The organism is Enterococcus sp. DIV1206 (assembly GCF_051712485.1).
Taxonomy (GTDB): domain Bacteria; phylum Bacillota; class Bacilli; order Lactobacillales; family Enterococcaceae; genus Enterococcus; species Enterococcus faecalis.
In genome coordinates this window covers 1,604,181-1,630,208 of record NZ_JBIOOZ010000001.1, presented here as the reverse complement: position 1 = coordinate 1,630,208, position 26,028 = coordinate 1,604,181, and the positions used below count along the sequence as shown (strand labels likewise).

Genomic DNA, 26,028 nt, shown 5'->3' with positions numbered 1-26,028 from the left:
AAACGACGATGTTTGTTAGTTTATCAGAAAAGAAAAAATTTTTAACTTGGTTAGTGAATACCGTGCCTTTTGGAAGAAGAGAAGTACTGTGGATTTTAAATTACTTATTAACGCACGATGCGATTTTAAATAATGTTCATTTTGTTGAGAACGTAGAGAAAACCGATCGGGGGATTCGTGTGGTAGCGGATGGTTTAGGTAAGGAGCCGTTATTGCTTTTTATCCAAGCACAAGAATTTACAGATCCGGAACAAATTTTTCATGAGATTCGGATGAATTGGCGGAAAGCTCTTTATTTAGAATGTGTATTTCCAGAGGCTTGGCAAACGAGCCAGTATTTATCTGTTTTAGAAGATAATCCGTTTGCGCCATGGAATGAACAAGTGGATCAGGAAGTTGCCAGAGCGATTGATCAATATTTTAAGCAAGAAGAACAAACGCAGCGAATGGCATTAATTAAAGCTCAAATTGATGATGCTTTAGAAACAGGCAACAAAGAAGCGTTTTTAGAATTATCCGATGAATTAAATCGTTTGAAGCAACAATAAATAAAACCCAGCATTTATTGAAAATGCTGGGTTTTATTTATTGTTTTAATTTAAAGCGACGTTGTTTGCTGGGTTTTGCATAAGTAAAGCCTTCGCCAATTGCTTCATGTACGTTAATGATGGACACAAAGGCTTTTTCATCTATTTCATTAGCAATCCGTTTGACTTCCATTATTTCTCGAGGGCTGACTACCGTGTAGAGAACCCGTTTTTCCACTTGTGAATAAGCACCTTCACCATTTAAATATGTTACCCCGCGTTCTAAAGAAGCCATTAAACTTTGACCGATTTCTTCGGAATGATTGGAAACAATTAAAATTCCTTTCGCAGCATAGGCTCCATCGAGTACAGAATCAACAACACGACTGAAAACAAAGGACACAATTAAAGTATACATCATTCGTTTGACATCAATATAGGTCAACGAGAGGAGTAAGACTGCAACATCAAAAAGTAACAACGAGCGGCCCATGCTAATCCCAAAGTATTTTTCGAAAATGCGGGCAATGACGTCGGTCCCACCAGTGGTTCCGCCTACGCGGTAAACAAGGCCACTCCCAAATCCTGCGGCCAAACCAGCTAAGAGAGCAGCAATCAATAAATCATGATCTAAATTAATTTCAACAGGAAATTTTTGCCAAAACCACAAAAATACTGATAACGACACGGTGCCAATTAGCGTATAATAGAGGGAGCGTTTGCCTAAAATTTTACCACCAATTAATAAGAGCGGAATATTGATTAATAATGTCGTATATGCTGGGTTAAAATGAAATAAGGCTCTTAAAATCAAAGTAATCCCCGTGACACCACCTTCGGCCAGGTCATTGGCAATATTGAAAGTAACCAAACCAAAGGCATAGATACAGCTTCCTAATACAATAAATAACACATCTTTAAAATAAAATCTTTGTTCTTCCATTTAATCACGTCCTTTTACAGTATAAACTGTATCATTCTCTATATAAAACAACAAGTAGAACCTTTCCAGATAGCCAAGTTTTTGATAAGATGTAGGAGGTAGAGTAAGAAAGGTTGGGGTAAAATGTCAGAATCAGAACAACGTAGTTTGCAATCGATGCAAACGGAAGTTGATGATTATATTCAACAGTTTGAAACAGGCTATTTTTCACCATTAGGACAAATGGCTCGTTTGACGGAAGAGGTCGGAGAATTAGCCCGTGAAGTCAATCATTATTATGGTGAAAAACAGAAAAAAGCAGACGAAAAACCAAAGACAGTATCAGAGGAACTTGGAGATGTCTTTTTTGTATTGATTAGCATGGCAAATTCTTTAGAGATTGATTTAACCGAAGTTTTTGAAGAAAATATGGCCAAATTTAACAAGCGGGATCGCTATCGCTTTGAAAGAAAGGATGGGAAAACACATGATTAAAATAATTGTCGCTGGGTTTAAAGGACGGATGGGCAGTACTGCTACACAAATGGTCTTAGAAACCGCAGACTTTGAATTAGTAGGTGTGTATGATCCTCATGAAGCACAAGAAACTGTTTCTTTCAATGATGAAACAGCAATTCCCGTTTTTCAGCGCTTAGAAGAAGTCCTAGCTGTCAAACCAGATGTTTGGATTGATTTTACGGTTCCTGAAGCCGCCTATCCAAATACACGTTTTGCGTTGGAACATGGTATGGCGCCAGTTGTTGGGACGACAGGCTTTACGGAGGAACAAATCAACGAATTGACAAACCTATCTCGAGAAAAAGCCATCGGCGGCTTGATTGCGCCAAATTTTGCAATTGGGGCAGTTTTAATGATGCAATTTGCCCAAAAAGCGGCGCAGTATTTTCCAGATGTGGAAATCATTGAATTACATCATGATAACAAATTGGATGCACCAAGTGGAACGGCTATAAAAACTGCAGAAATGATTCAAGAAGTTCGGCCAGCAAAAAAACAAGGGAATCCGCAAGAGGTAGAATCAATACCAGGGGCACGCGGGGCTGATTTCGAGGGTCTGCGAATCCATAGTGTCCGCTTACCTGGGTTAGTGGCACACCAACAAGTCCAATTTGGCAGTGTAGGTGAAGGGCTCACTATTCGGCATGATTCTTATGATCGGCGTTCATTCATGACAGGAGTGGCGTTAGCTTGTCGGCAAGTGGTACAGAGAACAGAACTACTTTACGGATTGGAACAGATGCTATGAAATTGACAACTATTCCAAACGAATTTAAAGAAGCCGCTCCCGTTATTCGTGAAATCAATGCACAGGGCTTTGAAGCGTATTTTGTCGGGGGCAGTGTCCGTGATGCTTTATTAAATAAACCAATCCATGATGTCGATATTGCGACAAGTGCCTATCCAGAAGAAATTAAGCAAATTTTTAAACGAACCGTTGATGTGGGTATCGAACATGGTACAGTCCTTGTATTGATGGAAGACCAACAGTATGAAGTAACAACCTTTCGTACCGAGTCAACTTATCAAGACTTTCGTCGACCAGATGAAGTCACCTTTGTTCGCTCCTTGAAAGAAGACTTAAAACGGCGAGATTTTACGATTAATGCCTTGGCACTTGACAGCACAGGCGAAATCATTGATTTGTTTGATGGTATCGAAGATTTAACTAATCAAACCATTCGTGCAGTCGGTAATCCCCATGAGCGGTTTCATGAAGATGCTCTGCGGATGATGCGGGGCTTACGCTTTGCTAGCCAATTAGATTTTAAAATTGAAGAAAAAACCTTAGCCGCTATCGCTGAATTTCATCCTTTATTAGAAAAAATTTCAGTAGAGCGCATTACGATTGAATTTGTAAAAATGCTTTTAGGGGTTAATCGACAAGGTGGCTTAGCTCCGTTTATTGAAACAGAATGCTATCAATATTGTCCCAAATTACGAGAACAAGGGGCTGGACTTTTTCGTTTAATGGACTTGCCTGCTCGTCAAATTGAAACAGAAGCAGAAGCGTGGACGTTACTTATCCAATCATTGAATTTACCAGAAGCAGAAATCCGCCCCTTCTTAAAGGCTTGGAAACTTTCAAATCAATTAATTCAAAACGTTTCACAATTAGTACGTGGTCTGCGTTTTCGTTTGAGTAACGACTGGCAGCCAATGATGCTTTATGAATTAGGCGAAGAATCAGCAGTACTTGTTGAAAGACTTTTATATTATTACCAACAAGAGAGTCAAGTACAAGTAACAAAAGAGTTAGTTAAGGCATTACCCATCCATCAAAGACATGAATTGGCCATCACAGGAAAAGACCTTTTAGCCGTCTTAGAAGAAACACCAGGCAAATGGTTAGGGGAACTGATTGCTGAAATCGAGCAACACGTTGTTGAAGGTAGCTTAGAGAATAAACAAGAAGTTCTGCTTTCGTTTGCTAAAAAACAACGTTCAAAAGGAGAGAAAGCATAATGCCAACAGAAATGTTTACAAAAGAATTTTTGGTGAAAGAATCACAAACGGCTAAAATGCTCGGTTCTGGTGACTTAGAAGTTTTAGGAACCCCTGCTTTAGCTGCCATGATTGAACAAACAGCCAAAGAAGCTGTGAAGGACCAATTATCAGTTGGGGAAACAACTGTCGGAACGGTGTTAGAATTGCGCCACTTATATCCATCTGCGGTAGGGGCGACAATCGTTGTTACGATGACCAGCATTGAACAGACTGCACACAAAATACGCTATGAATTTGTTGCTTATGAAGGAGAGCGACAAATTGCCAAAGGTTCTCACCAACGTGCAGTAGTTGAGATTGATTCTTTTTTTAAAAGAATAACAAAAGATTAAGAATCTACAGCGAAAGTTTGTGACCGTTTATCAAAAGTATGGTAAACTAATAATGTAAGAAATTATTTTTAAGTAAGGAGATTTGTGCTATGGCTAGAGAAATGACAGGACTTAAATTTTATTTCAGAAATGGTGAAACTTGGACGATTGATCGTCGTTTTATTGGTGATTTATGGATCAAACATATTACAACAAGTTTTGGCCGTATCCATGGTAGTGAATTTGTTGAAATTCATCCATGTGAAGGGTTCAAAATTGAAATTTTCCAAGAAGGAGATCATGTTCAAACCCACGATATTAACTTAGGTGGCTTAGAATTAGGGATGTTCTCTCGTGCTTTAAAATATGAAGATATCGAACGTATGGAAATTCTTTACAAAAATGGCACACCAGATTTAGTTTATTTCCCTTACAAAGATAAAACAGATGAGGGCTTGGATAACATCTATCAATCTACAAAAGTCAGCGAAAAAACTAAAAACTTATACATTGTTATCGACCCAACACAAACAGTTGATGATGTATACGCTGAAGAATTAAAATAATTTTTGCCCCACAGGAATCAGTGAAATGACTGGTTCCTGTGGCTTTTTTAGTCTTTTGGCGAATAAAATAACATTGGTTTTAATGGAATAGTCGAAAAAATAAGCGAATAAGTGTTGACACATGTTTTTTCTAGCGGTATACTGTTAACAATTCTTAATTAAATCAGTTTTGGAGTGATTCTTATGACAACAACGAAGAAAAACCATACACAACTGAATAACTTTTACTTTAGCTATTTTAGATAGGTTTGTATTCATAACATTATGGGTACAGACAACAAACGTTTGTATCTATAATGGCTAGGGAAATTTAAGATGACTTTCAGCCATGTAGATTTAAGAAAATCTATAGTGGCTTTTATATTGCTTTTTTGTAGGGTATTCACTGTAGATTTTTCTTAAAATTTACTGTGAATATCCTTTTTGTTTGGCCAAAAATTAGGATTTCAGAAACTTACTAAAAAAATTTCGTAAAGGAGCACACAGGATGAAAGAAATAACTGGAGCCACTCGTTTAGCTGGGCTATTCGCGAAACCCAGCCAACACAGTATTTCACCGTTGATTCATAATACAGCATTTCAAAATTTAGGAGTTGATGCTCGGTATCTGGCGTTTGACGTTGGACAAGAGACATTGCCACAAGCAATTGAAGCGATTCGAACGTTTCACATGTTAGGGGCCAACTTATCAATGCCCAATAAAGTGGCGGCTGTAAGTTATATGGATGAACTAAGTCCTACCGCTCAACTGGTTGGCGCAATTAATACGATTGTCAACAAAGATGGAAAACTTTACGGAGACAGCACGGATGGTACTGGTTTTATGTGGAGTTTGAAAGAGAAAAAGGTTGACGTTTTTCAGAATAAAATGACCATCTTAGGAACAGGTGGTGCAGCCTTATCAATCATTGCCCAAGCTGCTTTAGATGGCGTGAAAGAAATCGCCGTTTACAACAGGAAAAGCGCGGGGTTTAACGACAGTCAAAAAAAACTGGCAAATTTCACTGAACGAACCAACTGTGTAATTCATTTAAATGATTTAGCGGATACTGAAAAACTAGCAAAAGATGTTGCTGAAAGCGTCTTGTTAGTTAATGCAACGAGTGTGGGTATGCATCCACATGCGCATAGTAGTCCTATAGAAAATTATGCAATGATTCAGCCGAAGTTATTCGTGTATGATGCTATTTATAATCCCAGAGAAACACAGTTATTAAAAGAAGCCCGTTTACGTGGCGCAGAAACAAGCAACGGCTTGGACATGCTACTTTATCAAGGAGCTGCTGCTTTTGAACAATGGACAGGACAAAAAATGCCTGTATCAGTCGTGAAACGTAAAATTGAAAATAGATAAAAAGAGCGCCGTTTAAAGGCATGAGGAGAGAATATAATGATCGTAATTATGAAAGAAAATGCAACCGAAAAGCAAATGAAACAAGTCATTGATTTAGTAACAGGTGCAGGCTTAACTACTCAAACAAGTCAAGATAATGGAAAAACAGTGATAGGCTTGATTGGTGATACAGAAAAATTAGTTGAAGCAGAGTTAACAGCATTAGAAGGCGTGGAAAAAAGTGTCCGCATTTCGTTGTCTTACAAACTAACGAGTCGTTTATTTCATCCAGAGAATACAGTGGTTGATGTGAACGGTGTTAAAATCGGTGACGGCAGTATGACCATGATGGCGGGCCCTTGTTCAATCGAAAGCTTAGATCAGATTCGTGAATGTGCGCGAATTGCTAAAGCTGGCGGTGCAACAATTTTACGAGGTGGTGCATTCAAACCTAGAACGTCGCCATACGCTTTCCAAGGACTAGAAGAAGAAGGACTAAAATACATTCGCCAAGCGGCTGATGAATTAGATATGCAAGTCATTACAGAAGTGATGGATGAAGCGAATTTAGAACTTGTCGCAAAATACAGTGACATTTTACAAATCGGTGCGCGCAACATGCAAAATTTCAAGTTATTACAAGCGGTTGGTAAAACTGGAAAACCTATCGGCTTAAAACGCGGGATTGCTGGTACGATTGATGAATGGCTAAACGCAGCTGAATACATTGCTGCGCAAGGAAATTTCAATGTGATCTTCATTGAACGTGGGATTCGTACGTACGAAACCGCTACGCGCAATACACTTGATTTAAGTGCGGTGCCTTTAATTAAAAAATTAAGTCATTTTCCAATTATTGTTGATCCGAGTCATGGTGTTGGTATCTGGGATTTAGTACCGCCAATGGCCCGAGCAGGTGTTGCTTCAGGTGCGGACGGCTTGATTGTAGAAATTCACCCAGATCCAGCGAATGCGTGGTCAGATGGGCCACAATCCTTGAATGAAAAAACTTACCTACGTATGATGAAAGAAGTTCATATCATCGAAAAAGCAATGAAAGAAATTAATGCTTTAGAAGATTAGTAAAGACAGAGGAGTAGAGGACATGAAATTAACCGTAACGTTACCTACACATTCATATGATTTAACCATCGAAACAGGTGCCTTAGATAAAATTGGCACCTGGGTACGTAGCCTGTGGCAGCCACAACGGGTAGCGATTATTACCGATGAAACGGTGAATAAATTATATGGCGCAGCTGTTGAGAAAGAATTGCAAGCTGCTGGTTTTGAAACATCATTGATTGCTGTAGCGGCAGGTGAACAAAGTAAGAGCCTCGAAACAGCTCAGCTGCTTTATGATTTTTTAGCGGAACAGCAATTGACTCGAAGTGATGGTCTAATTGCTCTAGGTGGAGGCGTTGTGGGAGATCTAGCTGGATTTGTCGCTTCAACCTATATGCGCGGTATTCACTTTTTGCAAGTACCAACAACCTTACTGGCACAAGTAGATAGTAGCATTGGAGGTAAAACAGCGGTTAACACTAAAAAAGCCAAAAATCTTGTCGGTACTTTTGCCCAACCAGATGGGGTTTTAATTGATCCTAATACACTTAAAACATTAGAACCTAGACGTGTGCGTGAAGGAATTGCAGAAATTGTAAAATCAGCAGCTATCGCTGATGTTGAATTGTGGCACCGTTTATCCTCTTTGGAAAATGAACAAGATTTAGTGGCACATGCAGAAGAAATTATCACGGCCTGTTGCAAGATTAAACGTGATGTCGTCGAAGAAGATGAATTAGATTTGGGGTTACGTTTGATTCTGAATTTTGGGCATACGATTGGCCACGCATTAGAAAATACAGCTGGTTACGGGGTGATTGCTCACGGTGAAGGCGTTTCTTTAGGAATGATTCAAATAACTCAAGTCGCAGAACAACAAGGGCTTTCCCCACTTGGGACTACCCAAGAGTTGGTCACCATGCTAGAAAAGTTCCATTTACCAGTAACGACAGATCGTTGGCCAGAAGAACGTCTCTATCAAGCAATTACACATGATAAAAAAACACGTGGGGGACAGATTAAAATCATTGTCTTAGAAAAAATTGGTCAAGCGAAAATTGTCTCTTTACCAACGGAAGAAATTCGAGCATTTTTAAATAGAGAAGGAGGAATTTAAGATGCGCTTTATTACAGCAGGCGAATCACATGGACCTGAATTAACTGCTATTATTGAAGGCTTACCAGCCGGTCTGCCTTTAAGTAGCGAAGAGATTAACCGAGAATTAGCAAGACGTCAAGGCGGTTACGGTCGTGGGGGACGGATGAAAATTGAAAAAGACCAAGTACGTATTACTTCGGGCATTCGGCATGGTAAAACACTTGGCTCACCAGTAACGTTGATTGTCGAAAACAAAGACTGGAAAAATTGGACCTCCGTGATGTCAGTAGAGCCAGTTCCTGAAAAACAAAAGAAAATCCGCCGCGTCAGCAAACCACGTCCAGGACATGCTGATTTAGTTGGTGGCATGAAATATCAACATGATGATTTACGGAATGTTTTAGAACGTTCTTCGGCACGAGAAACAACGATGCGTGTGGCGATTGGTGCGGTTGCTAAAAAACTCTTAGCTGAACTGGATATCCAAGTCGCTGGGCATGTCGCGGTATTAGGCGGGATTGAAGCTACGATTCCTGAAAATTTAACGATTCGTGAAATTCAAGAACGATCTGAACAATCTGCCGTTCGCGTATTAGATCCTTCCGTAGAAGAAAAAATGAAAGAACTAATTGACCAAACCAAGAAAAATGGCGATACAATTGGTGGGGTAGTAGAAGTACTTGTGGGTGGCGTTCCAGCTGGCTTAGGGAGCTATGTTCAATGGGATCGTAAACTAGATGCCAAAATTGCGCAAGCTGTTGTAAGCATCAATGCTTTTAAAGGTGCTGAGTTTGGCATTGGATTTGAAATGGCACAACGCCCTGGTAGCCAAGTGATGGACGAGATTGTTTGGGACGAAAGTACAGGTTATACCAGAACTTCCAACAATTTAGGCGGTTTTGAAGGAGGAATGACCAACGGAATGCCAATCATCGTTCGTGGTGTCATGAAACCTATTCCAACCCTTTATAAACCATTGCAAAGCGTAAATATTGATACAAAAGAGCCTTATAAGGCCAGCGTTGAGCGCTCTGATAGCACGGCAGTACCGGCCGCTAGCGTTGTTTGTGAAGCCGTTGTTGCAACGGAAGTAGCGAAGGCTATGCTCGAAAAATTTGATAGTGACTCATTTGAACAAATGAAAGAAGCAGTGAAACGTTATCGCCTATATACTCAAAACTTTTAATGGAAGAAAGTCGCAAGTATATGGAGGGAAAAAATGAAGAAACGTATATTAATCGTAGGATTAGGGCTAATCGGGAGTTCACTGGCTTTGTGTATCAAAAAAGGGCATCCAAACAGTGAGATTATCGGTTTCGATAATCAAGCGGAGTCAACTGAATTTGCTAAGAAAACGGGTCTAATTGATGAGATAGCTGAATCTTTAACAAGTGGGGCAAGACGAGCAGAGATTATTTTTCTTTGTTCCCCAGTTAAAGCAACTTTAGTACAACTAGAAGAATTAAACCAATTATCACTAGAAACTGCTCTGATCACAGATGTGGGTAGTACCAAGGTGGAAATTAATCAGTTAGCAACAAAGCTTAACATGAAAAATTTTATTGGTGGTCATCCAATGGCTGGTTCACATAAATCCGGCGTAACAGCCGCTGATGAACGTTTGTTTGAAAATGCCTACTATATTTTTATCGATGACCATGGCGAAAAAAACAAACAGATTCAGGAGTTACAAACATTACTAAAAGGAACGCATGCGAAGTTTATTACGATGCCTGCACAGGAACATGATGAAATTACTGGTGCTCTAAGTCACTTGCCACATATTGTTGCCGCAGCTTTAGTGAACGAAAGTCAGCAACTGAATACCACTTACCCTAGAGCACAGCAGCTAGCGGCTGGAGGATTCAGAGATATTACTCGAATTGCTTCCTCTGATGCAACGATGTGGACGGATATTTTATTAAGCAATCGCTTAGTATTATTGGACTTACTAGAAAATTGGCAAAAAGAGATGACTACTGTTTGCCAATGGTTAACAGAAAAAAACGCCCCAGCTATTCGTAATTTTTTTGATAAGGCCAAAGAAACACGTGCTCAATTGCCTATTCACAAAGAAGGCGCAATCCCAGCTTTCTATGATCTGTTTGTTGATGTACCAGATCAACCAGGAATCATCGCTGAAATTACGCAAATTTTAGGCGAAGCGGACCTTTCTCTTACAAATATTAAAATTTTAGAAACGAGAGAAGAAATCTATGGGATTCTTCAATTGTCTTTTAAAAATCAATCAGACTGCCAAGCTGCAAAACAAATTTTATCTAAAAAAACGAACTATACGTGTTACGAAAAATAAGAGGTGATGAGGGTGCAACTACGTACAAATGTGAAACATTTACAAGGGACTCTGATGGTTCCTAGCGACAAATCGATTTCCCATAGAAGTATTATGTTTGGAGCGATTTCTTCTGGAAAAACAACGATTACAAATTTTCTAAGAGGCGAAGATTGTTTAAGTACCTTAGCGGCGTTTCGTTCTTTGGGTGTGAACATTGAAGATGACGGGACGACAATCACCGTTGAGGGGCAAGGATTTGCAGGTTTAAAAAAGGCGAGGAATACAATTGATGTTGGAAATTCAGGTACAACAATTCGTCTGATGCTGGGCATTTTAGCTGGCTGTCCCTTTGAAACGCGCCTAGATGGTGATGCGTCTATTGCCAAACGACCGATGAATCGTGTGATGCTTCCTTTAAACCAAATGGGAGCGGAATGTCAAGGGGTTCAGCAAACGGAGTTTCCGCCAATTTCTATTCGCGGGACTCAAAATTTGCAACCGATTGACTACACAATGCCTGTTGCGAGTGCTCAAGTGAAATCGGCTATTTTATTCGCCGCTTTGCAAGCCGAGGGCACTTCTGTAGTGGTTGAGAAAGAAAAGACACGTGATCATACAGAAGAGATGATTCGACAATTTGGTGGGACGCTTGAAGTAGACGGTAAAAAAATTATGTTAACTGGACCGCAACAATTAACAGGTCAAAATGTGGTAGTTCCTGGTGATATCTCTTCTGCAGCTTTCTTTTTAGTTGCGGGTTTAGTAGTCCCAGATAGCGAGATACTTCTGAAAAATGTTGGCTTAAATCAAACGCGGACAGGTATTTTAGATGTGATTAAAAACATGGGTGGTTCCGTCACTATTTTAAATGAAGATGAGGCCAATCACTCTGGCGATTTACTTGTAAAAACGAGTCAATTAACAGCTACAGAGATTGGTGGCGCTATTATCCCACGTTTAATTGATGAGTTACCGATTATTGCTTTGTTAGCTACTCAGGCTACTGGCACGACAATCATTCGAGATGCAGAAGAATTGAAAGTCAAAGAAACCAATCGGATTGATGCAGTAGCGAAAGAATTAACAATTTTAGGCGCCGACATCACGCCTACTGATGATGGCTTAATTATACATGGACCAACTTCTTTACATGGTGGAAGAGTTACCAGTTATGGGGATCATCGTATCGGGATGATGTTACAAATTGCTGCATTACTTGTAAAAGAAGGCACTGTTGAATTAGATAAGGCTGAAGCAGTTTCAGTTTCTTATCCAGCATTTTTTGACGACTTAGAACGTTTAAGTTGTTAACGAAGGAGGATAACGAACCATGGAAAGCATTGTTTTAATTGGTTTCATGGGTGCGGGTAAAACAACTATCGGCCAAAGTTTGGCCAATAAACTAAAGATGCCTCATCTTGATTTAGATACAGCGTTAATTGAAAAAATAGGACGCTCAATTCCTGACTATTTCGAAAAATATGGTGAAGCAGCTTTCCGAGAACAGGAAACCCAACTTTTAAAGGAGCTGTCAAAAAATACAGCCGTCCTTTCAACTGGGGGCGGGATTGTTGTCGGACCAGAAAATCGTAGCTTATTAAAATCTTTTCAGCAAGTGATTTATTTACATGCGACACCAGAAGAGCTGTTAAAAAGAATCACAGAAGATACTGAAAACCAGCGGCCCTTAGCTATAGAACGTTCTTCAAAAGAAATCATTACTTTATTTGAGTCTCGTAAAAATTTTTATGAAGAATGTGCGAAGATGACAATTGATACGACCAATCGCTCGCCAGAAGAAATTATCAATGAAATTCTGCAACAATTAAAGGAGTAGAGAAACGATGAAAGTTGGTTATTTAGGTCCGATTGGTTCCTTTACGTACAGTGCAACGTTGGCTGCTTTTCCTGAAGCTACGTTGATGCCGTACGCATCGATTCCAGCTTGCTTGAAAGCAATTGAACATCAAGAAGTGGCATGCAGCATTATTCCAATAGAAAACACGATTGAAGGAACTGTTAACGCATCGATAGATTATTTGTATCATCAAGCGCAGTTACCTGTCCAAGCAGAGTTAGTTTTACCGATTCAACAACAATTAATGGTGGCAAAAGAGAATCAAGCGATCTGGCAACAAAGTCAGAAAATTTTATCACATCCGCAAGCATTAGCTCAATCGCAGATGTTTCTAGCGAAAAACTTTCCAGAAGCGATTTTAGAAGCAACGCCTTCAACAGCTTACGCCGCCAAATACATTGCAGAACATCCAGAATTACCTTTTGCAGCTATTGCACCAAAACTTTCTGCGGAAATGTATGATTTGACCATTGTTGAAAAAAATATACAAGATTTATCGGTAAATCAAACCCGATTTTGGGTTCTTGGTTCTGAAAATTTAGCGATTTCTTTCCCGCTATCTGAGAAAAAAATAACGCTGGCGATTACGATGCCAAGTAATGTTCCTGGCTCTTTACACAAAGCATTAAGTGTGTTTAGTTGGCGAGGGATTAATCTTAGCAAAGTAGAATCGCGGCCGTTGAAAACAAAGCTCGGAGAGTACTTCTTTTTAATGGACTTAGTGAATGATCAACCAGAAAAACTAATTGAAGCAGCTTTAACAGAACTGGAACTGATTGGCGCAGAAATAAAAATTTTAGGGGATTACCCGATCTATGTTTTGTCCACACTTTAAAGAGTTAAAAATGAAAATGAAGCTTACTTATTAGATAAAGTGAGTTTCATTTTTTATTAAATTACATATTTGTAATAGGAATTTCCTGCGAAATGAGGTATCCTAAGAAAGGTGATAAAACACAGAGGTAAAGGAGTGACACGATGAGTCGTGTAGATCGTTATAAACATATTCATGAAAAATCGAGACCAGCAGAGCATAAAAAGACCTTTAATCCCCGAAAATCAATGGGTGAACATAGAGAAGAAGAACCAGAAGAACTAGCTGAAAGCCTTCAAGAGCCAGTTTACGAAGACAGCTATACTGAGGACAGTCGCAGAAGTGAGAGGCGACATCAAACAGATTCAGGTGGTGGCAACGGTTCTGACCAACCACCCCGCGGAAAAAAAGACAAGAAACCAAAAAAGAAACGTAAAAAATCAAAAACAAAACGCTTTTTCAAATGGCTAGTGATCCTATTGATTCTGTTATTTGCCTATAGTACAGTCATGTTTTTAAAAGGAAAATCTGCAGCAGAACATGATGACTCGTTGCCTCAAGAAAAAGTAGAAACATTTAATGGTGTCAAAAGTAGCAATGGGGCTAAGAATATTTTAATTCTTGGCAGCGATACACGTGGGGAAGATGCTGGACGAGCCGACACAATAATGGTTCTCCAACTAAATGGACCATCAAAAAAACCGAAATTAATTTCATTTATGCGTGATACATTCGTGGACATTCCTGGTGTCGGGCCGAATAAAATTAATGCCGCATACGCTTATGGCGGTGCTGAATTGGTTCGTGAAACGTTAAAACAAAACTTTAATTTAGATACGAAATATTATGCTAAGGTAGATTTCCAATCATTTGAAAAAATTGTTGACTCTATGTTTCCAAAAGGTGTCAAAATCGATGCAGAAAAATCACTGAATTTAGATGGTGTTGATATTGAAAAAGGGCAACAGGTCATGGATGGACATGTCTTACTTCAATACGCTCGCTTTAGGATGGATGAAGAAGGCGACTTTGGTCGGGTTCGTCGCCAACAACAAGTTATGTCAGCTGTAATGAGCCAAATGAAAAACCCAATGACTTTATTAAGAACCCCAGAATCACTTGGGAAATTAGTCGGCTATATGTCGACAGATGTGCCTGTTAGTTTCATGTTAACGAATGGACCATCATTGTTGATTAAAGGAAAAGCAGGGGTTGAGTCATTATCGGTTCCGGTACCAGATTCTTGGAATTTTGGTGAATCCTCTTATGCAGGCAGTATTTTAGAAGTAGATGAACAAAAAAATGCTGACGCCATCGAAAAATTCCTGAACGAATAAGGAAAGCATTTTAAAATATCCTTTTTTATGCTATATTAGAAACAACGTGGAAAATTAGTGAAACGAGGTTACAAAATGAAAATTGCTATTGTGACAGATAGTACAGCTTATTTACCCGAGCGCATTAAAGATCATCCGAATCTTTTTGTAATTCCCATCCCAGTCATTTTAGATGGAAAAATATACAACGAAGGCATTGACATTGAAGCAGATGAATATTATGCATTGCTAAATAATAGTAAAGAATTTCCGACGACTTCACAACCTGCTTTAGGAGAAGTGTTAGAGCTTTACAAATCAATCGCTGAACAAGGGTACGACACCATCATCAGCATTCATCTTTCTTCAGGAATCTCTGGTTTTGTTCATACATTGCACGGACTTACTGATGAAATCCCAGGCGTTGCTTTGTATCCATATGACTCAAAAATTACAAGTATGCCAATGGGACACATGGTAGAAGCTGCTTTAGATTTAACAGAAGAAAAAGCCAGCTTAGAAGAAATTTTTGCCAAATTAGATTTAATTCGTGATAATACGTATGCATATCTAATTGTAGAAGATCTGAACAACTTAGTTCGTGGCGGTCGCTTAACGAATGGCGCAGCCTTGATCGCTGGGCTATTGAAGATTAAACCTATCTTGACTTTTGAAGATGGAAAAATTGTATTATTTGAAAAAATCCGTTCAACAAAGAAAGCTTTTGCTCGTGCAGAAAAGATTATTGGTGAACGAAACGCAGGGATTGAAGCACCAGTTAAACTGTATGTGATTCATGCTAATAACCGCATCGTTGCTGAAAAAGAACAAGCAAAATTACAAAAGCTATACCCAAATGCAGAAATTGAAATCGGTCATTTTGGTCCAGTTATTGGGACCCATCTAGGGGAAAAAGCAATTGGTTTAGCGATTTCAGCTCAATAATAAAAGATGAGACAAAAGTAAACTACTTCTGTCTCATCTTTTATTCTATTATTTTGTCGTTTGCTGCTGTTACTCAGCCGAATACTTTTTGTTTATAAGAAAATGTAAAATTACTCCTTTTTATTAGAAAATATCTTGCAAATTAAGCAATTCCTTACAAAGTAATGTATACTAAGGAAGAGGAGGCGGTTAAATGAAAAGAAATATAGCCTTGTTGCAAAGCGAAAAAATGAAAAAAGTTCAAGCTTTAGCAAACTACTACCAAGAATCAATTGACTTACCGCCTGGAAAAAACCGTGAGGCGGTTATCAAAAAGATTAATGAATCAAAAAAAGAAATTAAAGAAATAAATGATATATTAACAGATATTCAAAAGAAAAAGAAATAAAGGAGTCGTTTGTGATTATCGATGGATTTACGTTATTGCTATTTTTATTTGTCGTCGTTATGTATGGTTACTTTTACTTCGTACGTAAAAGTATTGTAATTCCGGCTGCAAAACATCCTACAACAAAATATTTAGTTGCTTTTTTTAGTTTAATGATTCTGGCCAATGCATTTTCGGCAGGAGATAAAATTGAAATGATTCGAAGTGTGTTATATATTTTGATTATCTTCAGTTTTCTTTACGATGCAAGAGGTTTTGCGGAGGACTGTATTATTACGCATCCTTTTGACAATCGGGGCACGGCCTTTAAAGATATCGAAAAGATTGTCCTTGTTCAAAAGTCGAACGGTATTCGTTTAGGGTATTTAAAAAAAGGCAGAAGAGGGGTGGTTTTACGCTTTTCTGCGCCACTAGAAGAAATGGTTCTTTTTCTTTCAACACGGATGAATGAAGAGGCAGAAATTGATATTATTGTTAATGAAGATTAACCATGTTCAGCTCCTAGAAATCAGCTTTTCACGCGTTAAGTTTTGTCTGAATTTCTTTTGAAAAAAAGAAAGCAATTTTGCTTGTACTTTTGGTAAAATTTGTTATAATTAGTCAGATTAAATTTTGGAAGGAAGTTGTTTCGGTGAGTGAAGAATTTGAAAAGTGTGTCGCTGACTTGAAAAAGAAATATCAAGCAATCCCTGAAGAAAAACGACAACACTTTGCAGAACGTATGCAAAAGAAAAATTTCTTACGCTACAAAAAAATTGAATTAATTAAAGGAGAACTTCTTCGTTTAGAAGCACGACGCGCTCAATTGGAACTTTGCGAACGCAGTTCTGAGTTAGAAGAAGTCGAAAAGAAAATTATTCTTAAAAAGAAAAAATTACTTAAATGTTTTGATCGGTAAGTCAATAAAAATTTAATATAGAAGGGAATGATAGGATGGAATTTACCTTTCTAATCATTGTTTTTGCACTGTCTATTACCTTCTCAAACATATTCAACCGGATTGTTCCCGTCATTCCGCTGCCAATTGTGCAAATTATTGTAGGCGTTCTAATTGGTTTAACTAAAATGGGGCAGGAAATTGAATTTGAGCCTGAAGTGTTTTTAGTAATGATTATTGCACCGCTTTTATTTAGAGAAGGGGAGCTAATCAATCTGAAAGCAATGATGAAAAATTTCGGGATGATTCTTTTCTTGGCCTTTTTTGGTGTGTTAATTACCTTAGTCGGAGTCGGCTGGACCTTGCATATGATTTTGCCTACTTTACCATTAGCCGCTTGCTTCGCTTTTGGGGCGGCTTTAGGGCCAACGGATGCGGTGGCGGTAGGTTCGTTATCAGGTCGAATTGACATTCCTGAACGTTCGATGAACATTTTATCTGGTGAAGGACTCATTAATGATGCATCAGGCGTTACAGCCTTTCAATTTGCATTAGCGGCTTTATTAACAGGGTCATTTTCGCCGGTGGAAGCGGCAGGGACCTTGGTTATTTCCAGTATTGGTGGAGCGGTAGTCGGAATCGTGTTAGTTCTATTAAAACAGCAAATTGTTCATTTACTTGAAACTGCAGTGGCAAAAGATGTTACAGGCTACTTGTTGATTGAATTACTCTTGCCATTTATTGCTTATTTAATTTCAGAGTTGATTGGCGTTTCTGGAATTATTGCTGCTGTGATTGCTGGAATTATGCAAGCGTCTAGTTTGAAAAAAGTTTCGCTTTTTGAAGCAGAGCTGTCAAATGTTGGCGAAAGTATTTGGAGTATGATTGAGTTCACTTTAAATGCCTTAGTTTTCTTATTCTTAGGAATTGAACTTTCTCAAGTGTTTTCGCCAATTTGGATTGACCAACAATATTCAAACTGGTTCCTACTAATGGTTGTTCTAATTATTAGCGCCGTTGTCTTTTTGATTCGTTTCTTAGCCATTTTCAGTGTTTACACGCTTCAACATGGCCTTAAGAAAGTTAAAAACGCAATGAATGAAATGCTGATTTTAACTTTTGGCGGTGTTAAAGGAACAGTGAGTTTAGCCACCATCTTTATTTTGCCAACAGCGATTAACGGGGAGCATTTTAAAGAACGACCGTTATTACTATTCATTACGGCTTGTGTTATTTTGGTGACTCTGATTGGCGGGATTCTAGTTTTACCATTTTTAACTGATTCAGAGACGGAAGTGGAAAATGAAGAGTCAGTCGAAATTGATTTATTACGTGATGTCATTGATGTCTTAAAACAGCAAAATGAAGAGAATCCTCGTGGTGAAATGAATGCGGTCATTGAAAATTATCAAGATCGTTTAAAAGAATTGTATACCGAGCAGCTAAGTGCGGAACGAAAACAAGAAGTGCAAGAGTTGCGGACGTTAATTGTGTCCATTGAACGAGACGGCTTAGAAGAAAGTCTGAAACAAGGAGAAATTAGTGTCAGAAGTTATCGTATGTATCAACGCTTGATTACACGGATGCAACGGTCGATTGCCAAACAATTATTATCGATTGTAGGCTTTTGGTTATTATTTGCTCGACAAATCATTTCGATTCTTTTACATCCTAAGCTATTTTTCAATCGTGGTGAAGCTTCTGAAGAAGAAAAAGAATTACGAAATGAAGAACTAGAAAATATTCGCCAAGTTTTTCTAAGAAATTCTCAAGTTATTCTGAAGAGTTTAGATAATTTGCGCGGTGTCTATGATGATGATTTAATTGATTTCTTCATTGACGGACGCTTGGATTTAGCCCATAAGTTTGAAAAAGGCGAATTTATTGATTCATATATTGTTCATACGGAGACAGACTATGTCAAAGACCTATTATTAGGCTTCCAAGAAGAACGACGGATGATTGATCATTACGAACAATCTGAACGCATTTCAATTATCGAAGCGAACGAGTTACGAAAAAATGTCAATTTATTAGAGAGTTATTCGATTAGCGGCGAAGTGAATAACGTTCCGCTGAAACGATTTGTTAAAAATTTTAATAAAGAATAAGTAATAGTGTATGAGAAGAGTTGATATCTCCTTCAAAATTTAAAAATCCTATAACTAAATTTTAAGTACAGACTAAAAACCACCGTAAAATTTTTTATTTTAAAGAATTTTTACGGTGGTTTTTTCTTTATAATAATTATACATTTAATTAAAAATAATAACAAAATCCATTGATAGATATAATTTTTAATAAAATAAATATTTTAATGATTATTCGCAACGTTTATTTATATTTCTTGATATATGCATAAAACGTTATTTAATAACAATTTTTAATGTTTCGTTAAAAAAACCTTTATTTATGTGGTGTTTGTGTGTACAATTTAATTATTGTAATAATAAATATACGATTAAAAAGGAGTGGTGAAAATGGTAGGGACAGTTGCGGTAACTCCAGAACAACTTAAGAGTCAAGCTAAAGTTTACGCACAAGCCTCGAATCAAATTAACAATGCAATTCGCAAAGTTAATTCAATGAATCAACAAATTTCGCAACAATGGAAAGGCGAAGCATTTCAAGCGTACTTGGAACAATATAATCAATTAGAGGGTAACGTGAAAAAATGGAAGAATTACTTATTAGCATCAATCAACAATTGAACAAATACGCTGATACTGTCGCACAACGAGATCAACAGGATGCACATTCATTTGGTTTTTAAATAATTATAGTTGTTGGAGGGGAAAATGAATAATCATTTAAAGAAAAAAGCTTATCGAAACACACCAGCTTTTGTGATGTTAGCATGGGGTTCGTTTCTGTTCTTTGTGGTATTAATTTTGGTGGGACTTTATACATTAAAGGAGCCTTTAATGGTAAAGGGATATTATTTAATGGAATCGGTAGGGTTAATTTCTTCTTCATTCACTTTATCTAAAGTCATTAGAGATAATCAAGAAGATGAAGAAAGATATAATCAGATGTTTCGAGCACATGAAGAATCAGAAGAGTAAGAAATTTCTTCTGATTTTTAATGAATTGAAAGGGCATTCTTTTGAATGCTCTTTTTATATAATAATTAAAGGAGGAAGCTGATGGTAAAAATCGCATCCAATCAAGGCACTGCCCAAAAGGCAATTGCCGGGATCAAGAATGTATCTGTGAGTAAAAATCAAACATGTCATTTAGGAGAAAGCAATATTTCAAGTATGAAAAAAGGGGTTAAAGTCAGTAATCAACTGCTCAATAAATTAGCAAAAGTAGTCAATGGTGTCAACGCACAAGCTAATAAATTCCCCAAATTAGCGGCAACGATGGCGGCTAGAGATAGCCAAACAACGTTTAAATAAGGAGAAACGATGGAAAAGGATACGAATGAAAAATTAAGAAGGAACTATGCGGAACAGATTGTCGAAAAAGAACGAGCGATGGATCAATTGTCGAAGGAAAAGAAGCAAATCCAAACCATTTTTGGTACACTAGAGTATGAACTAACTAGAAATTTTCGCGAACTTGAGCAACTCAATGCAGAAGTGATTCATAAAGGCGGTAAGTTTACGCGTTGGGAGCAAGAGGAGCTCTCTGGAAAACAACGCTATTTAAAGGGCTTTTTACAACAACAGACACATGAATTAAGTCAAAGATACACAAAAGCAACCGCACAATCGAATGAAGAACGACTACAGCTCCAAAGAGAAAGGAGTCGGTTGTCATGGGATTAATCTACTCCAGTAGCGATTCTTCAGCAATGATGCGTGCGCTGTCCAGCAACCTAGCAGTTGCCCGAACAACCACCAGTGAGCTAACAGCTGGTTGTCAGCAACTAATCGCAGCCATCGACGGTCATACATTGTCTGGCGCTGCTTATAATGCGGGAAAAGGGCTATTTTCAGAATTAGTGATTCCGACGATTCATCGAATGACTGCCGCCGTTGATAACGTCCAAAGTGATTTGGTCAAATACAACGCTGCGGATTCATTTATTGCCAGTGAGGGCTTTTTAGATGAAGACAAACTCAAATTAAAAATAAAAATCATGAAAGCCAATCAACAATTATTGCACGATTCTGCTAGAGCAGTCGCCACATTAGCCCATAGTCAGCCAATTCCAGGAATTTATGAACTCTTACAAAATGCCCAACGGACCTTTATTAAGATGGCAGAAAGCATGCAACAGGACATTGATAAGCTCCACAAGCAAATACAAAAGCTCAATGAGTTTGATCGACAAACCAAAAACCTATTCGCCACTAGCTTAGAAGAAATGCAGTTGGCGATGCAAGGGATCTTAGTCCTGAATGAAACAACGGTCAAAAGCAACGGCCTCTACACCTTACCAAGTGGTGTTGATAAAAGTTACTTTACGGAAATTAAAAAAGATACTAAAAATGAAGTGACTGACAAACAATTATTAGAAGGCTGTACGATTATTCGTGTTCATGATAGATCACGCGGCTTTGAGTATTACATGTTAGAAAAGGACGGATATTCCTACCGAATAGACGAGAAAAAACTATCAGGAAACTTAGCTTCCCTAGTAAAGAAATACGACTTAGATGTAGTAGAACTGACGCCAAAGGAACTGACTACCCGGGTCAATAACCAACAGAAAAAAGGTTATAATTACTTTGAAAAAGATGACAGAGTTTTGGGATTAGGTCTCCTGTCAAAAGGCCAAGGAGTTATGGATGAAATCCAAGAATCAGGTGTGTGGGATTCCCTGTGGATGTTAGGAATGGGCATTGCGTCGGTAAGGAATGCGCAGACTTTTTCTAAGAAAGTCAGTGGGAATAAAAATATTGATGATATATCTTGGAGTTTAAATAAAAATGGAGCAAATATAAATGGGCGTGATTATTCAGGACATGCTTTAGAAAGAATGGCTCCTCATACGCCTGAAATCAGAGCACAACTGCGAACAAGAGCTCAAGAAATTGCTAAAAATAACGATTTAGTTCCAGGATCTGATCCATATAATAAATTTGTCAACAATTATATAAAGCCAAGAAATATACCGCCCTTTGTAGTAGAAGAGGCTATTCAAAATGGCACGAAATTGAAAGGAAACAGACCCAATACTTGGTCTTTTGAAAATAAAGATGTTAAAGTCATCACTAATGATAGTGGTAAAGTCGTAACAGTTATACCCAAATAATTATTATGTAAGGAAGAGTGGAAATGGACATCAAATACGATGATTTAGAATTAATGGAACTATTCTATTCAGAAGGACAAAGTTTAACAGGAAATATAGAAGATGGAGATATTTTATACCGAAGAAGTAATGAAAATTTCAACTTAACAATGTTTATATATACGTATGAGCAAAGGATTAATGTATTTTTGCAATATAAAGAAATGGATATGATTTCTATTGAATTAAAAGATATTTCAAGTTTACAAAAAGCAGATCACTATTTGAAAATTTATCGTGATGATCAAGAGGTAGGGAATATTTGTTTTGGAAAAAACTTTTTAATTAATATAGAGAACTGAAAAAACACTATCACTTGATTGTCAGTTAAATGATAGAGCTTTGAATTGTAAGTAGTGACTTACTAATCAAGTTGACAATAGCTAATAAAATATAGCTATATCTATCAAAAAACAAAGTGATTGTAGTTGATTCAACTACAATCACTTTGTTTAAAATAAATACAGAATCTAAAATTAAAAATCATAAATCCACGACAACAAAATTTACATAATACCAAACTAACAGCCGTAATATTCAAAGTATCTTAATCCTGAATGAAACAACTGTCAAAAGCAACGGCCTCTACACCTTGTCAAGTGGTGTGGATAAAAGTTACTTTACGGAGATTAAAAAAGATACTAAAAATGAAGTCACTGACAAACAGCTGTTAGCGGGTTGCACCATTCTTTATGTTCATGATAAAAAGAACGGTTTCAATTATTACATGCTAGAAAAGGACGGCTATTCCTACCGAATAGACGAGAAAAAACTATCAGGAAACTTGGCTTCTCTAGTAAAAAAATATGACTTAGATGTAGTAGAATTGACGCCAAAGGAACTGACTACCCGAGTCAATAATCAGCAGAAAAAAGGCTATAATTACTTTGAAAAAGATGACAGAGTTTTGGGATTAGGTCTCCTGTCAAAAGGTCAAGGAGTCATGGATGAAATCCAAGAGTCAGGTGTGTGGGATTCCCTGTGGATGTTAGGCTTAAGTACCGCAGCAATCCGAAGTACCCAGACATTCTCTAACGAAACTGGTGGCACGAGTAATGGCTTAAAAGGAAGTAAGAATGGACGGGCTTATACGCTTGATAGGAATAAGAGTGCTGAGGCTAAATTTTCTGGAGAAGATATCTTTAACTATACAAACAAAGTGAACGAGCACATGGCTAATCCTGATAGAGCAGTTCCAGCTCAAACATTGAAAGAAGTAATCAATGGTGGTATCTCAATGTCTGACCCCAGAGGTTCTAGTGCGACAATGTATTATAGTAAAATTTATATTAATGACAAGAAGTATAATTTTGAAGTGCTTTATGATAAACCAACAAACACTGTTTATCACTTTAAATATGACAGAAGACCATTGGGCCCATTACCAGCAGTATCAAAACAATAATACTGGAGGAAACTATAATGACAAAAAAAGAGCAACTATATTATTTATTAAATGGTTTGAATCTTGGAGAAATAGAAATTAACCATTTTACAAATCAGTTTATGAAAATTTTTGATTTAGAAATAGATTATGATGAATTGTCGAATAAAGAATATACAGTTCTAGGAAATATTTCTGATATGTCAGCTAGATTTTCTGATAATACAGAAGATTTGAAATTACCTAATGTGTACTATAGCGAAAAACAAATTAGAGATGAAGTATTCTATGCTTTAAAAGAATTAATGTAAATCATATAAAAAAAGACGATTTACTGATTGATAATTAAATAATAAGGCCTTGATAGTAAGGATATAGGTTCATCAATCCAGTTGTCAATAGCTAACAAAATATATCTATCAGAAAAAACAGAGTGATTGTGGTCAATTTAAACCGCAATCACTCTGTTTAAAATAAATATAGAACCTGGATTTAAAAATTATTAATACACGATAACAAAACTTACATAATACCAATCTACAAGTCGCAACCTTCAAGACATTGACAAACTCCACAAGCAAATACAAAAGCTCAATGAGTTTGATCGACAAACTAAAAACCTGTTCGCCACTAGCTTAGAGGAAATGCAGTTGGCGATGCAAGGCATCTTAGTCCTGAATGAAACAACTGTCAAAAGCAACGGTCTCTACACCTTGCCAAGTGGTGTGGATAAAAGTTACTTCACGGAAATTAAAAAAGAAGCTTCTACGGTTCTTGAAACAGCCAAACCAAAAATAGAGCTAATCAAGAAAACCGACAGTCTAGAAGAAATCAGCAGAAAAACCATTGCTTGTGCAAATATAGGCATTAATCCTTATACAGGAAAGAAAATTAGTCAAAGAGAAGCCAATAAATTCAAGTATACTGCATGGTCTGGAACGCTTACGGAGATTGGAAATGTCGTTTTAGGCTCATATTATGGAAATAAAGCCGCTTCACGACTGGACGGACTTGATAATGTAGGGAATGTGAAAAAAGGGAGAAGTTCCGCTAACGACGCCTTAATTAGCAATAAAAACAGAAAAAATTATGTATTAGATAGAAATAAAAGCACAGGAACTGTGACTTATAAGAAAGTCAATGGGTCTACAAATACAGTCTGGGATGATATTAAAGGTACACAACCTCCAAGAGAAGGAACTACTATTCCTAAATCGTTCGAAATGAGTGTTAATGGGGAAAATTGTGGGTAAATCCAAACGGAACCAAGCACATGGTAGAATATTCAACTCGAAATTTATCTCATGGACAAAAACTTACCGAACAACAATTATTAAGGAGTTTTCAAGGTGCTGTAGAACAAGCTACCTCTACAGGGATAAAATTTAATGCTAAAATAATAATAGATAATTGGGAATTAATATTTAGTCCGGCTAGAGAAGCAGGACAATTACCAGTTATTAAACATGCTGTATATCTGCCTTAACTATGGAAGGAGCAAATTATGAAAATTAAAAGTTATGAAGATAAACTAGTCAAAGATGATATGGAAGTTGACTATTATGTCCCAATCACGGTATCATTTTCAGAAAATGATGATAAGTATAGTTTAGGAGAATTTTATTATTATAGATTCGTTAACGAACACGAATCCTTCGTTGAGCTTAAAATCAATTCTGTTACACAGAAAATTGTAGAAGTAGTATTAACAGCCATCAATGATATTGAGGAGTCTAATTTATTTATTGATGAGTATACAGAAAAAAATCCAGTAATTCAAACAGATATTTTTAATGGAAATTCGATTATAACTAAAGAATCTGGTTTTAAAATATCTAGGGAATATAAAAGGTTGTATTTTAAGCTAGATAAAGAAAAGATAGATTCTGTTGTAAAAATGTCTAACCATGTATCTTTATTTCTAAATGAAGACAGTGAGATTGTTGGTCTGGAATTTTCTAGCTTTTCAGATAATGAATGGGCAGAACTCAGTGAAAGTATACAATCTACTACTTGATTTTATTTTAAATAGAGACGATTTATAGGTGGTGCGAAATAATGGTATATTCCCAATCTAAACAATTTAGTACAAATCAAGTAAAGTTAAAAAATGAAGGCAAGGAGTTGTTAAATGAATTAGATAAAAGATGTAATATATCTGATGATGTTCAAAAAACACAATTAAAACTAATCTATTCAGAAATTAGTTCTATGGTTAGTTCTGTTGAAAATCCACAATCTATAAAAAAATTATAGCTTCTTATCCTCAATTGATAGTAGATACTTGGGATTTCTCAGACGAATTAGGAATTAGATTATTACATTTCAAAGATTCATATAACAAATTTATGAAAAAAGTGTTTAATGGTAATTAATTAGTAAATAACATTAGAAAAAAGTAGAGTGATTGCAGTTAATTCAAACTACAATCACTCTGTTTAAAATTAAAAATCATGAACATAGGATAACAAAGTGTACATAATATCTATCTACAAGTCGTAATATGCAAGGCATCTTAGTCCTGAATGAAACAACTGTAACTTTTGGGATGGACTG

Annotated in this window: 30 protein-coding genes and 2 pseudogenes; 31 read left to right on the top strand and 1 reads right to left on the bottom strand. The window is 37.1% G+C overall.

What is annotated here, in order from left to right:
- Positions 1 to 8: 8 nt before the first annotated feature.
- Positions 9 to 548 carry a ReoY family proteolytic degradation factor gene (locus IGK86_RS08005; RefSeq protein ID WP_002361802.1) on the top strand — a complete coding sequence of 180 codons (540 nt, stop codon included), beginning with the start codon at positions 9 to 11 and terminating at the stop codon, positions 546 to 548.
- A 37-nt stretch (positions 549 to 585) separates the two neighbouring features.
- On the opposite strand, the gene IGK86_RS08000 is transcribed toward IGK86_RS08005, so the two are convergent.
- Positions 586 to 1,470 (bottom strand): YitT family protein, encoded by an 885-nt coding sequence (locus tag IGK86_RS08000; RefSeq protein ID WP_002357595.1) that lies wholly within the window; start codon positions 1,468 to 1,470, stop codon positions 586 to 588.
- A 123-nt stretch (positions 1,471 to 1,593) separates the two neighbouring features.
- Between IGK86_RS08000 and IGK86_RS07995 the strand changes: the two genes are divergently transcribed.
- From IGK86_RS07995 to IGK86_RS07850, 30 genes and pseudogenes are all read left to right on the top strand, one after another.
- A complete protein-coding gene (locus IGK86_RS07995; protein WP_016617311.1) occupies positions 1,594 to 1,944 on the top strand; it encodes a nucleotide pyrophosphohydrolase in 351 nt (116 codons plus the stop codon).
- Positions 1,937 to 2,716, top strand: coding sequence for a 4-hydroxy-tetrahydrodipicolinate reductase (dapB, locus tag IGK86_RS07990; RefSeq protein ID WP_002357591.1), 780 nt, complete (start codon positions 1,937 to 1,939; stop codon positions 2,714 to 2,716). The genes IGK86_RS07995 and dapB overlap by 8 nt, the downstream gene beginning before the upstream one ends.
- Positions 2,713 to 3,933 (top strand): CCA tRNA nucleotidyltransferase, encoded by a 1,221-nt coding sequence (locus tag IGK86_RS07985; RefSeq protein WP_016617312.1) that lies wholly within the window; start codon positions 2,713 to 2,715, stop codon positions 3,931 to 3,933. The genes dapB and IGK86_RS07985 overlap by 4 nt, the downstream gene beginning before the upstream one ends.
- Positions 3,933 to 4,307 (top strand): thioesterase family protein, encoded by a 375-nt coding sequence (locus IGK86_RS07980; RefSeq protein ID WP_010713406.1) that lies wholly within the window; start codon positions 3,933 to 3,935, stop codon positions 4,305 to 4,307. The genes IGK86_RS07985 and IGK86_RS07980 overlap by 1 nt, the downstream gene beginning before the upstream one ends.
- An 89-nt stretch (positions 4,308 to 4,396) precedes the next feature.
- Positions 4,397 to 4,852, top strand: a complete 456-nt coding sequence (locus tag IGK86_RS07975) for a hypothetical protein (protein WP_002357586.1) — start codon at positions 4,397 to 4,399, stop codon at positions 4,850 to 4,852.
- Positions 4,853 to 5,339: 487 nt separating this feature from the next.
- Entirely contained in the window at positions 5,340 to 6,206 is an 867-nt protein-coding gene (gene aroE / locus IGK86_RS07970; protein ID WP_002369402.1) for a shikimate dehydrogenase, read from the top strand.
- A gap of 36 nt (positions 6,207 to 6,242) precedes the next feature.
- The gene (gene aroF / locus IGK86_RS07965) at positions 6,243 to 7,268 is read left to right on the top strand and encodes a 3-deoxy-7-phosphoheptulonate synthase (protein ID WP_002363948.1); all 1,026 of its coding nucleotides are present in this window, start codon (positions 6,243 to 6,245) and stop codon (positions 7,266 to 7,268) included.
- A 22-nt stretch (positions 7,269 to 7,290) separates the two neighbouring features.
- Positions 7,291 to 8,367, top strand: coding sequence for a 3-dehydroquinate synthase (gene aroB, locus IGK86_RS07960; protein ID WP_002396345.1), 1,077 nt, complete (start codon positions 7,291 to 7,293; stop codon positions 8,365 to 8,367).
- Position 8,368: 1 nt separating this feature from the next.
- Complete coding sequence (gene aroC, locus IGK86_RS07955; RefSeq protein WP_002357582.1) at positions 8,369 to 9,535, top strand: chorismate synthase; 1,167 nt, start codon at positions 8,369 to 8,371, stop codon at positions 9,533 to 9,535.
- A gap of 33 nt (positions 9,536 to 9,568) precedes the next feature.
- Positions 9,569 to 10,663, top strand: coding sequence for a prephenate dehydrogenase (locus tag IGK86_RS07950; protein ID WP_016617314.1), 1,095 nt, complete (start codon positions 9,569 to 9,571; stop codon positions 10,661 to 10,663).
- A gap of 54 nt (positions 10,664 to 10,717) precedes the next feature.
- Positions 10,718 to 11,956 carry a 3-phosphoshikimate 1-carboxyvinyltransferase gene (gene aroA / locus IGK86_RS07945; protein WP_373419663.1) on the top strand — a complete coding sequence of 413 codons (1,239 nt, stop codon included), beginning with the start codon at positions 10,718 to 10,720 and terminating at the stop codon, positions 11,954 to 11,956.
- Between the two features lie 19 nt (positions 11,957 to 11,975).
- Positions 11,976 to 12,482 carry a shikimate kinase gene (locus tag IGK86_RS07940; protein WP_002357579.1) on the top strand — a complete coding sequence of 169 codons (507 nt, stop codon included), beginning with the start codon at positions 11,976 to 11,978 and terminating at the stop codon, positions 12,480 to 12,482.
- A gap of 7 nt (positions 12,483 to 12,489) precedes the next feature.
- A complete protein-coding gene (pheA, locus tag IGK86_RS07935; protein ID WP_016617316.1) occupies positions 12,490 to 13,338 on the top strand; it encodes a prephenate dehydratase in 849 nt (282 codons plus the stop codon).
- A 143-nt stretch (positions 13,339 to 13,481) separates the two neighbouring features.
- Complete coding sequence (locus IGK86_RS07930) at positions 13,482 to 14,654, top strand: LCP family protein (protein ID WP_002365661.1); 1,173 nt, start codon at positions 13,482 to 13,484, stop codon at positions 14,652 to 14,654.
- A gap of 75 nt (positions 14,655 to 14,729) precedes the next feature.
- Positions 14,730 to 15,578 carry a DegV family protein gene (locus tag IGK86_RS07925; RefSeq protein WP_002382324.1) on the top strand — a complete coding sequence of 283 codons (849 nt, stop codon included), beginning with the start codon at positions 14,730 to 14,732 and terminating at the stop codon, positions 15,576 to 15,578.
- 193 nt (positions 15,579 to 15,771) lie between these two features.
- Positions 15,772 to 15,966, top strand: a complete 195-nt coding sequence (locus IGK86_RS07920) for a hypothetical protein (protein WP_002357574.1) — start codon at positions 15,772 to 15,774, stop codon at positions 15,964 to 15,966.
- 11 nt (positions 15,967 to 15,977) lie between these two features.
- Positions 15,978 to 16,454, top strand: coding sequence for a hypothetical protein (locus IGK86_RS07915; RefSeq protein ID WP_002357573.1), 477 nt, complete (start codon positions 15,978 to 15,980; stop codon positions 16,452 to 16,454).
- Between the two features lie 77 nt (positions 16,455 to 16,531).
- A complete protein-coding gene (locus tag IGK86_RS07910) occupies positions 16,532 to 16,864 on the top strand; it encodes an ACP phosphodiesterase (protein ID WP_002357572.1) in 333 nt (110 codons plus the stop codon).
- Positions 16,865 to 16,899: 35 nt separating this feature from the next.
- Positions 16,900 to 18,954, top strand: a complete 2,055-nt coding sequence (locus IGK86_RS07905) for a cation:proton antiporter (RefSeq protein WP_002360309.1) — start codon at positions 16,900 to 16,902, stop codon at positions 18,952 to 18,954.
- 369 nt (positions 18,955 to 19,323) lie between these two features.
- Positions 19,324 to 19,616, top strand: a pseudogene (locus IGK86_RS07900) (WXG100 family type VII secretion target).
- Positions 19,617 to 19,641: 25 nt separating this feature from the next.
- Positions 19,642 to 19,908, top strand: a complete 267-nt coding sequence (locus IGK86_RS07895) for a YiaA/YiaB family inner membrane protein (RefSeq protein WP_016617318.1) — start codon at positions 19,642 to 19,644, stop codon at positions 19,906 to 19,908.
- An 81-nt stretch (positions 19,909 to 19,989) separates the two neighbouring features.
- On the top strand, positions 19,990 to 20,244 hold the full coding sequence (locus tag IGK86_RS07890) for a hypothetical protein (protein ID WP_016617319.1): 255 nt from the start codon (positions 19,990 to 19,992) through the stop codon (positions 20,242 to 20,244).
- 9 nt (positions 20,245 to 20,253) lie between these two features.
- Positions 20,254 to 20,616 (top strand): hypothetical protein, encoded by a 363-nt coding sequence (locus IGK86_RS07885; RefSeq protein ID WP_016617320.1) that lies wholly within the window; start codon positions 20,254 to 20,256, stop codon positions 20,614 to 20,616.
- Complete coding sequence (locus IGK86_RS07880; protein ID WP_016617321.1) at positions 20,607 to 22,049, top strand: T7SS effector LXG polymorphic toxin; 1,443 nt, start codon at positions 20,607 to 20,609, stop codon at positions 22,047 to 22,049. Before IGK86_RS07885 ends, IGK86_RS07880 begins: the two co-directional genes overlap by 10 nt.
- A gap of 23 nt (positions 22,050 to 22,072) precedes the next feature.
- Positions 22,073 to 22,390 carry a hypothetical protein gene (locus IGK86_RS07875; RefSeq protein ID WP_029742320.1) on the top strand — a complete coding sequence of 106 codons (318 nt, stop codon included), beginning with the start codon at positions 22,073 to 22,075 and terminating at the stop codon, positions 22,388 to 22,390.
- A 233-nt stretch (positions 22,391 to 22,623) separates the two neighbouring features.
- A pseudogene (locus IGK86_RS07870) lies at positions 22,624 to 23,493 on the top strand (hypothetical protein); the annotation flags it as partial.
- Between the two features lie 17 nt (positions 23,494 to 23,510).
- Entirely contained in the window at positions 23,511 to 23,783 is a 273-nt protein-coding gene (locus tag IGK86_RS07865) for a hypothetical protein (RefSeq protein ID WP_016617324.1), read from the top strand.
- A gap of 339 nt (positions 23,784 to 24,122) precedes the next feature.
- Entirely contained in the window at positions 24,123 to 24,725 is a 603-nt protein-coding gene (locus tag IGK86_RS07860; protein WP_025193947.1) for a hypothetical protein, read from the top strand.
- A gap of 20 nt (positions 24,726 to 24,745) precedes the next feature.
- Positions 24,746 to 24,958, top strand: coding sequence for a hypothetical protein (locus IGK86_RS07855; protein ID WP_016617326.1), 213 nt, complete (start codon positions 24,746 to 24,748; stop codon positions 24,956 to 24,958).
- An 18-nt stretch (positions 24,959 to 24,976) separates the two neighbouring features.
- On the top strand, positions 24,977 to 25,489 hold the full coding sequence (locus IGK86_RS07850; protein WP_016617327.1) for a hypothetical protein: 513 nt from the start codon (positions 24,977 to 24,979) through the stop codon (positions 25,487 to 25,489).
- Positions 25,490 to 26,028 lie beyond the last annotated feature (539 nt).

What these genes read in the sequence shown, in the direction of transcription:
- IGK86_RS07905 (WP_002360309.1), top strand. Translation starts at nt 16,900, where the DNA reads ATGGAATTTACCTTTCTAATCATTGTTTTTGCACTGTCTATTACCTTC.
- IGK86_RS07855 (WP_016617326.1), top strand. Translation starts at nt 24,746, where the DNA reads ATGGTAGAATATTCAACTCGAAATTTATCTCATGGACAAAAACTTACC.
- IGK86_RS07980 (WP_010713406.1), top strand. Translation starts at nt 3,933, where the DNA reads ATGCCAACAGAAATGTTTACAAAAGAATTTTTGGTGAAAGAATCACAA.
- aroE (WP_002369402.1), top strand. Translation starts at nt 5,340, where the DNA reads ATGAAAGAAATAACTGGAGCCACTCGTTTAGCTGGGCTATTCGCGAAA.
- IGK86_RS08005 (WP_002361802.1), top strand. Translation starts at nt 9, where the DNA reads ATGTTTGTTAGTTTATCAGAAAAGAAAAAATTTTTAACTTGGTTAGTG.
- IGK86_RS07865 (WP_016617324.1), top strand. Translation starts at nt 23,511, where the DNA reads ATGACAAAAAAAGAGCAACTATATTATTTATTAAATGGTTTGAATCTT.
- IGK86_RS07995 (WP_016617311.1), top strand. Translation starts at nt 1,594, where the DNA reads ATGTCAGAATCAGAACAACGTAGTTTGCAATCGATGCAAACGGAAGTT.
- dapB (WP_002357591.1), top strand. Translation starts at nt 1,937, where the DNA reads ATGATTAAAATAATTGTCGCTGGGTTTAAAGGACGGATGGGCAGTACT.
- IGK86_RS07925 (WP_002382324.1), top strand. Translation starts at nt 14,730, where the DNA reads ATGAAAATTGCTATTGTGACAGATAGTACAGCTTATTTACCCGAGCGC.
- IGK86_RS07940 (WP_002357579.1), top strand. Translation starts at nt 11,976, where the DNA reads ATGGAAAGCATTGTTTTAATTGGTTTCATGGGTGCGGGTAAAACAACT.
- IGK86_RS07880 (WP_016617321.1), top strand. Translation starts at nt 20,607, where the DNA reads ATGGGATTAATCTACTCCAGTAGCGATTCTTCAGCAATGATGCGTGCG.
- aroC (WP_002357582.1), top strand. Translation starts at nt 8,369, where the DNA reads ATGCGCTTTATTACAGCAGGCGAATCACATGGACCTGAATTAACTGCT.
- IGK86_RS08000 (WP_002357595.1), bottom strand. Translation starts at nt 1,470, where the DNA reads ATGGAAGAACAAAGATTTTATTTTAAAGATGTGTTATTTATTGTATTA.
- aroA (WP_373419663.1), top strand. Translation starts at nt 10,718, where the DNA reads ATGGTTCCTAGCGACAAATCGATTTCCCATAGAAGTATTATGTTTGGA.
- IGK86_RS07950 (WP_016617314.1), top strand. Translation starts at nt 9,569, where the DNA reads ATGAAGAAACGTATATTAATCGTAGGATTAGGGCTAATCGGGAGTTCA.
- IGK86_RS07895 (WP_016617318.1), top strand. Translation starts at nt 19,642, where the DNA reads ATGAATAATCATTTAAAGAAAAAAGCTTATCGAAACACACCAGCTTTT.
- IGK86_RS07885 (WP_016617320.1), top strand. Translation starts at nt 20,254, where the DNA reads ATGGAAAAGGATACGAATGAAAAATTAAGAAGGAACTATGCGGAACAG.
- IGK86_RS07890 (WP_016617319.1), top strand. Translation starts at nt 19,990, where the DNA reads ATGGTAAAAATCGCATCCAATCAAGGCACTGCCCAAAAGGCAATTGCC.
- aroB (WP_002396345.1), top strand. Translation starts at nt 7,291, where the DNA reads ATGAAATTAACCGTAACGTTACCTACACATTCATATGATTTAACCATC.
- IGK86_RS07875 (WP_029742320.1), top strand. Translation starts at nt 22,073, where the DNA reads ATGGACATCAAATACGATGATTTAGAATTAATGGAACTATTCTATTCA.
- IGK86_RS07985 (WP_016617312.1), top strand. Translation starts at nt 2,713, where the DNA reads ATGAAATTGACAACTATTCCAAACGAATTTAAAGAAGCCGCTCCCGTT.
- IGK86_RS07975 (WP_002357586.1), top strand. Translation starts at nt 4,397, where the DNA reads ATGGCTAGAGAAATGACAGGACTTAAATTTTATTTCAGAAATGGTGAA.
- IGK86_RS07850 (WP_016617327.1), top strand. Translation starts at nt 24,977, where the DNA reads ATGAAAATTAAAAGTTATGAAGATAAACTAGTCAAAGATGATATGGAA.
- IGK86_RS07920 (WP_002357574.1), top strand. Translation starts at nt 15,772, where the DNA reads ATGAAAAGAAATATAGCCTTGTTGCAAAGCGAAAAAATGAAAAAAGTT.
- pheA (WP_016617316.1), top strand. Translation starts at nt 12,490, where the DNA reads ATGAAAGTTGGTTATTTAGGTCCGATTGGTTCCTTTACGTACAGTGCA.
- IGK86_RS07930 (WP_002365661.1), top strand. Translation starts at nt 13,482, where the DNA reads ATGAGTCGTGTAGATCGTTATAAACATATTCATGAAAAATCGAGACCA.
- aroF (WP_002363948.1), top strand. Translation starts at nt 6,243, where the DNA reads ATGATCGTAATTATGAAAGAAAATGCAACCGAAAAGCAAATGAAACAA.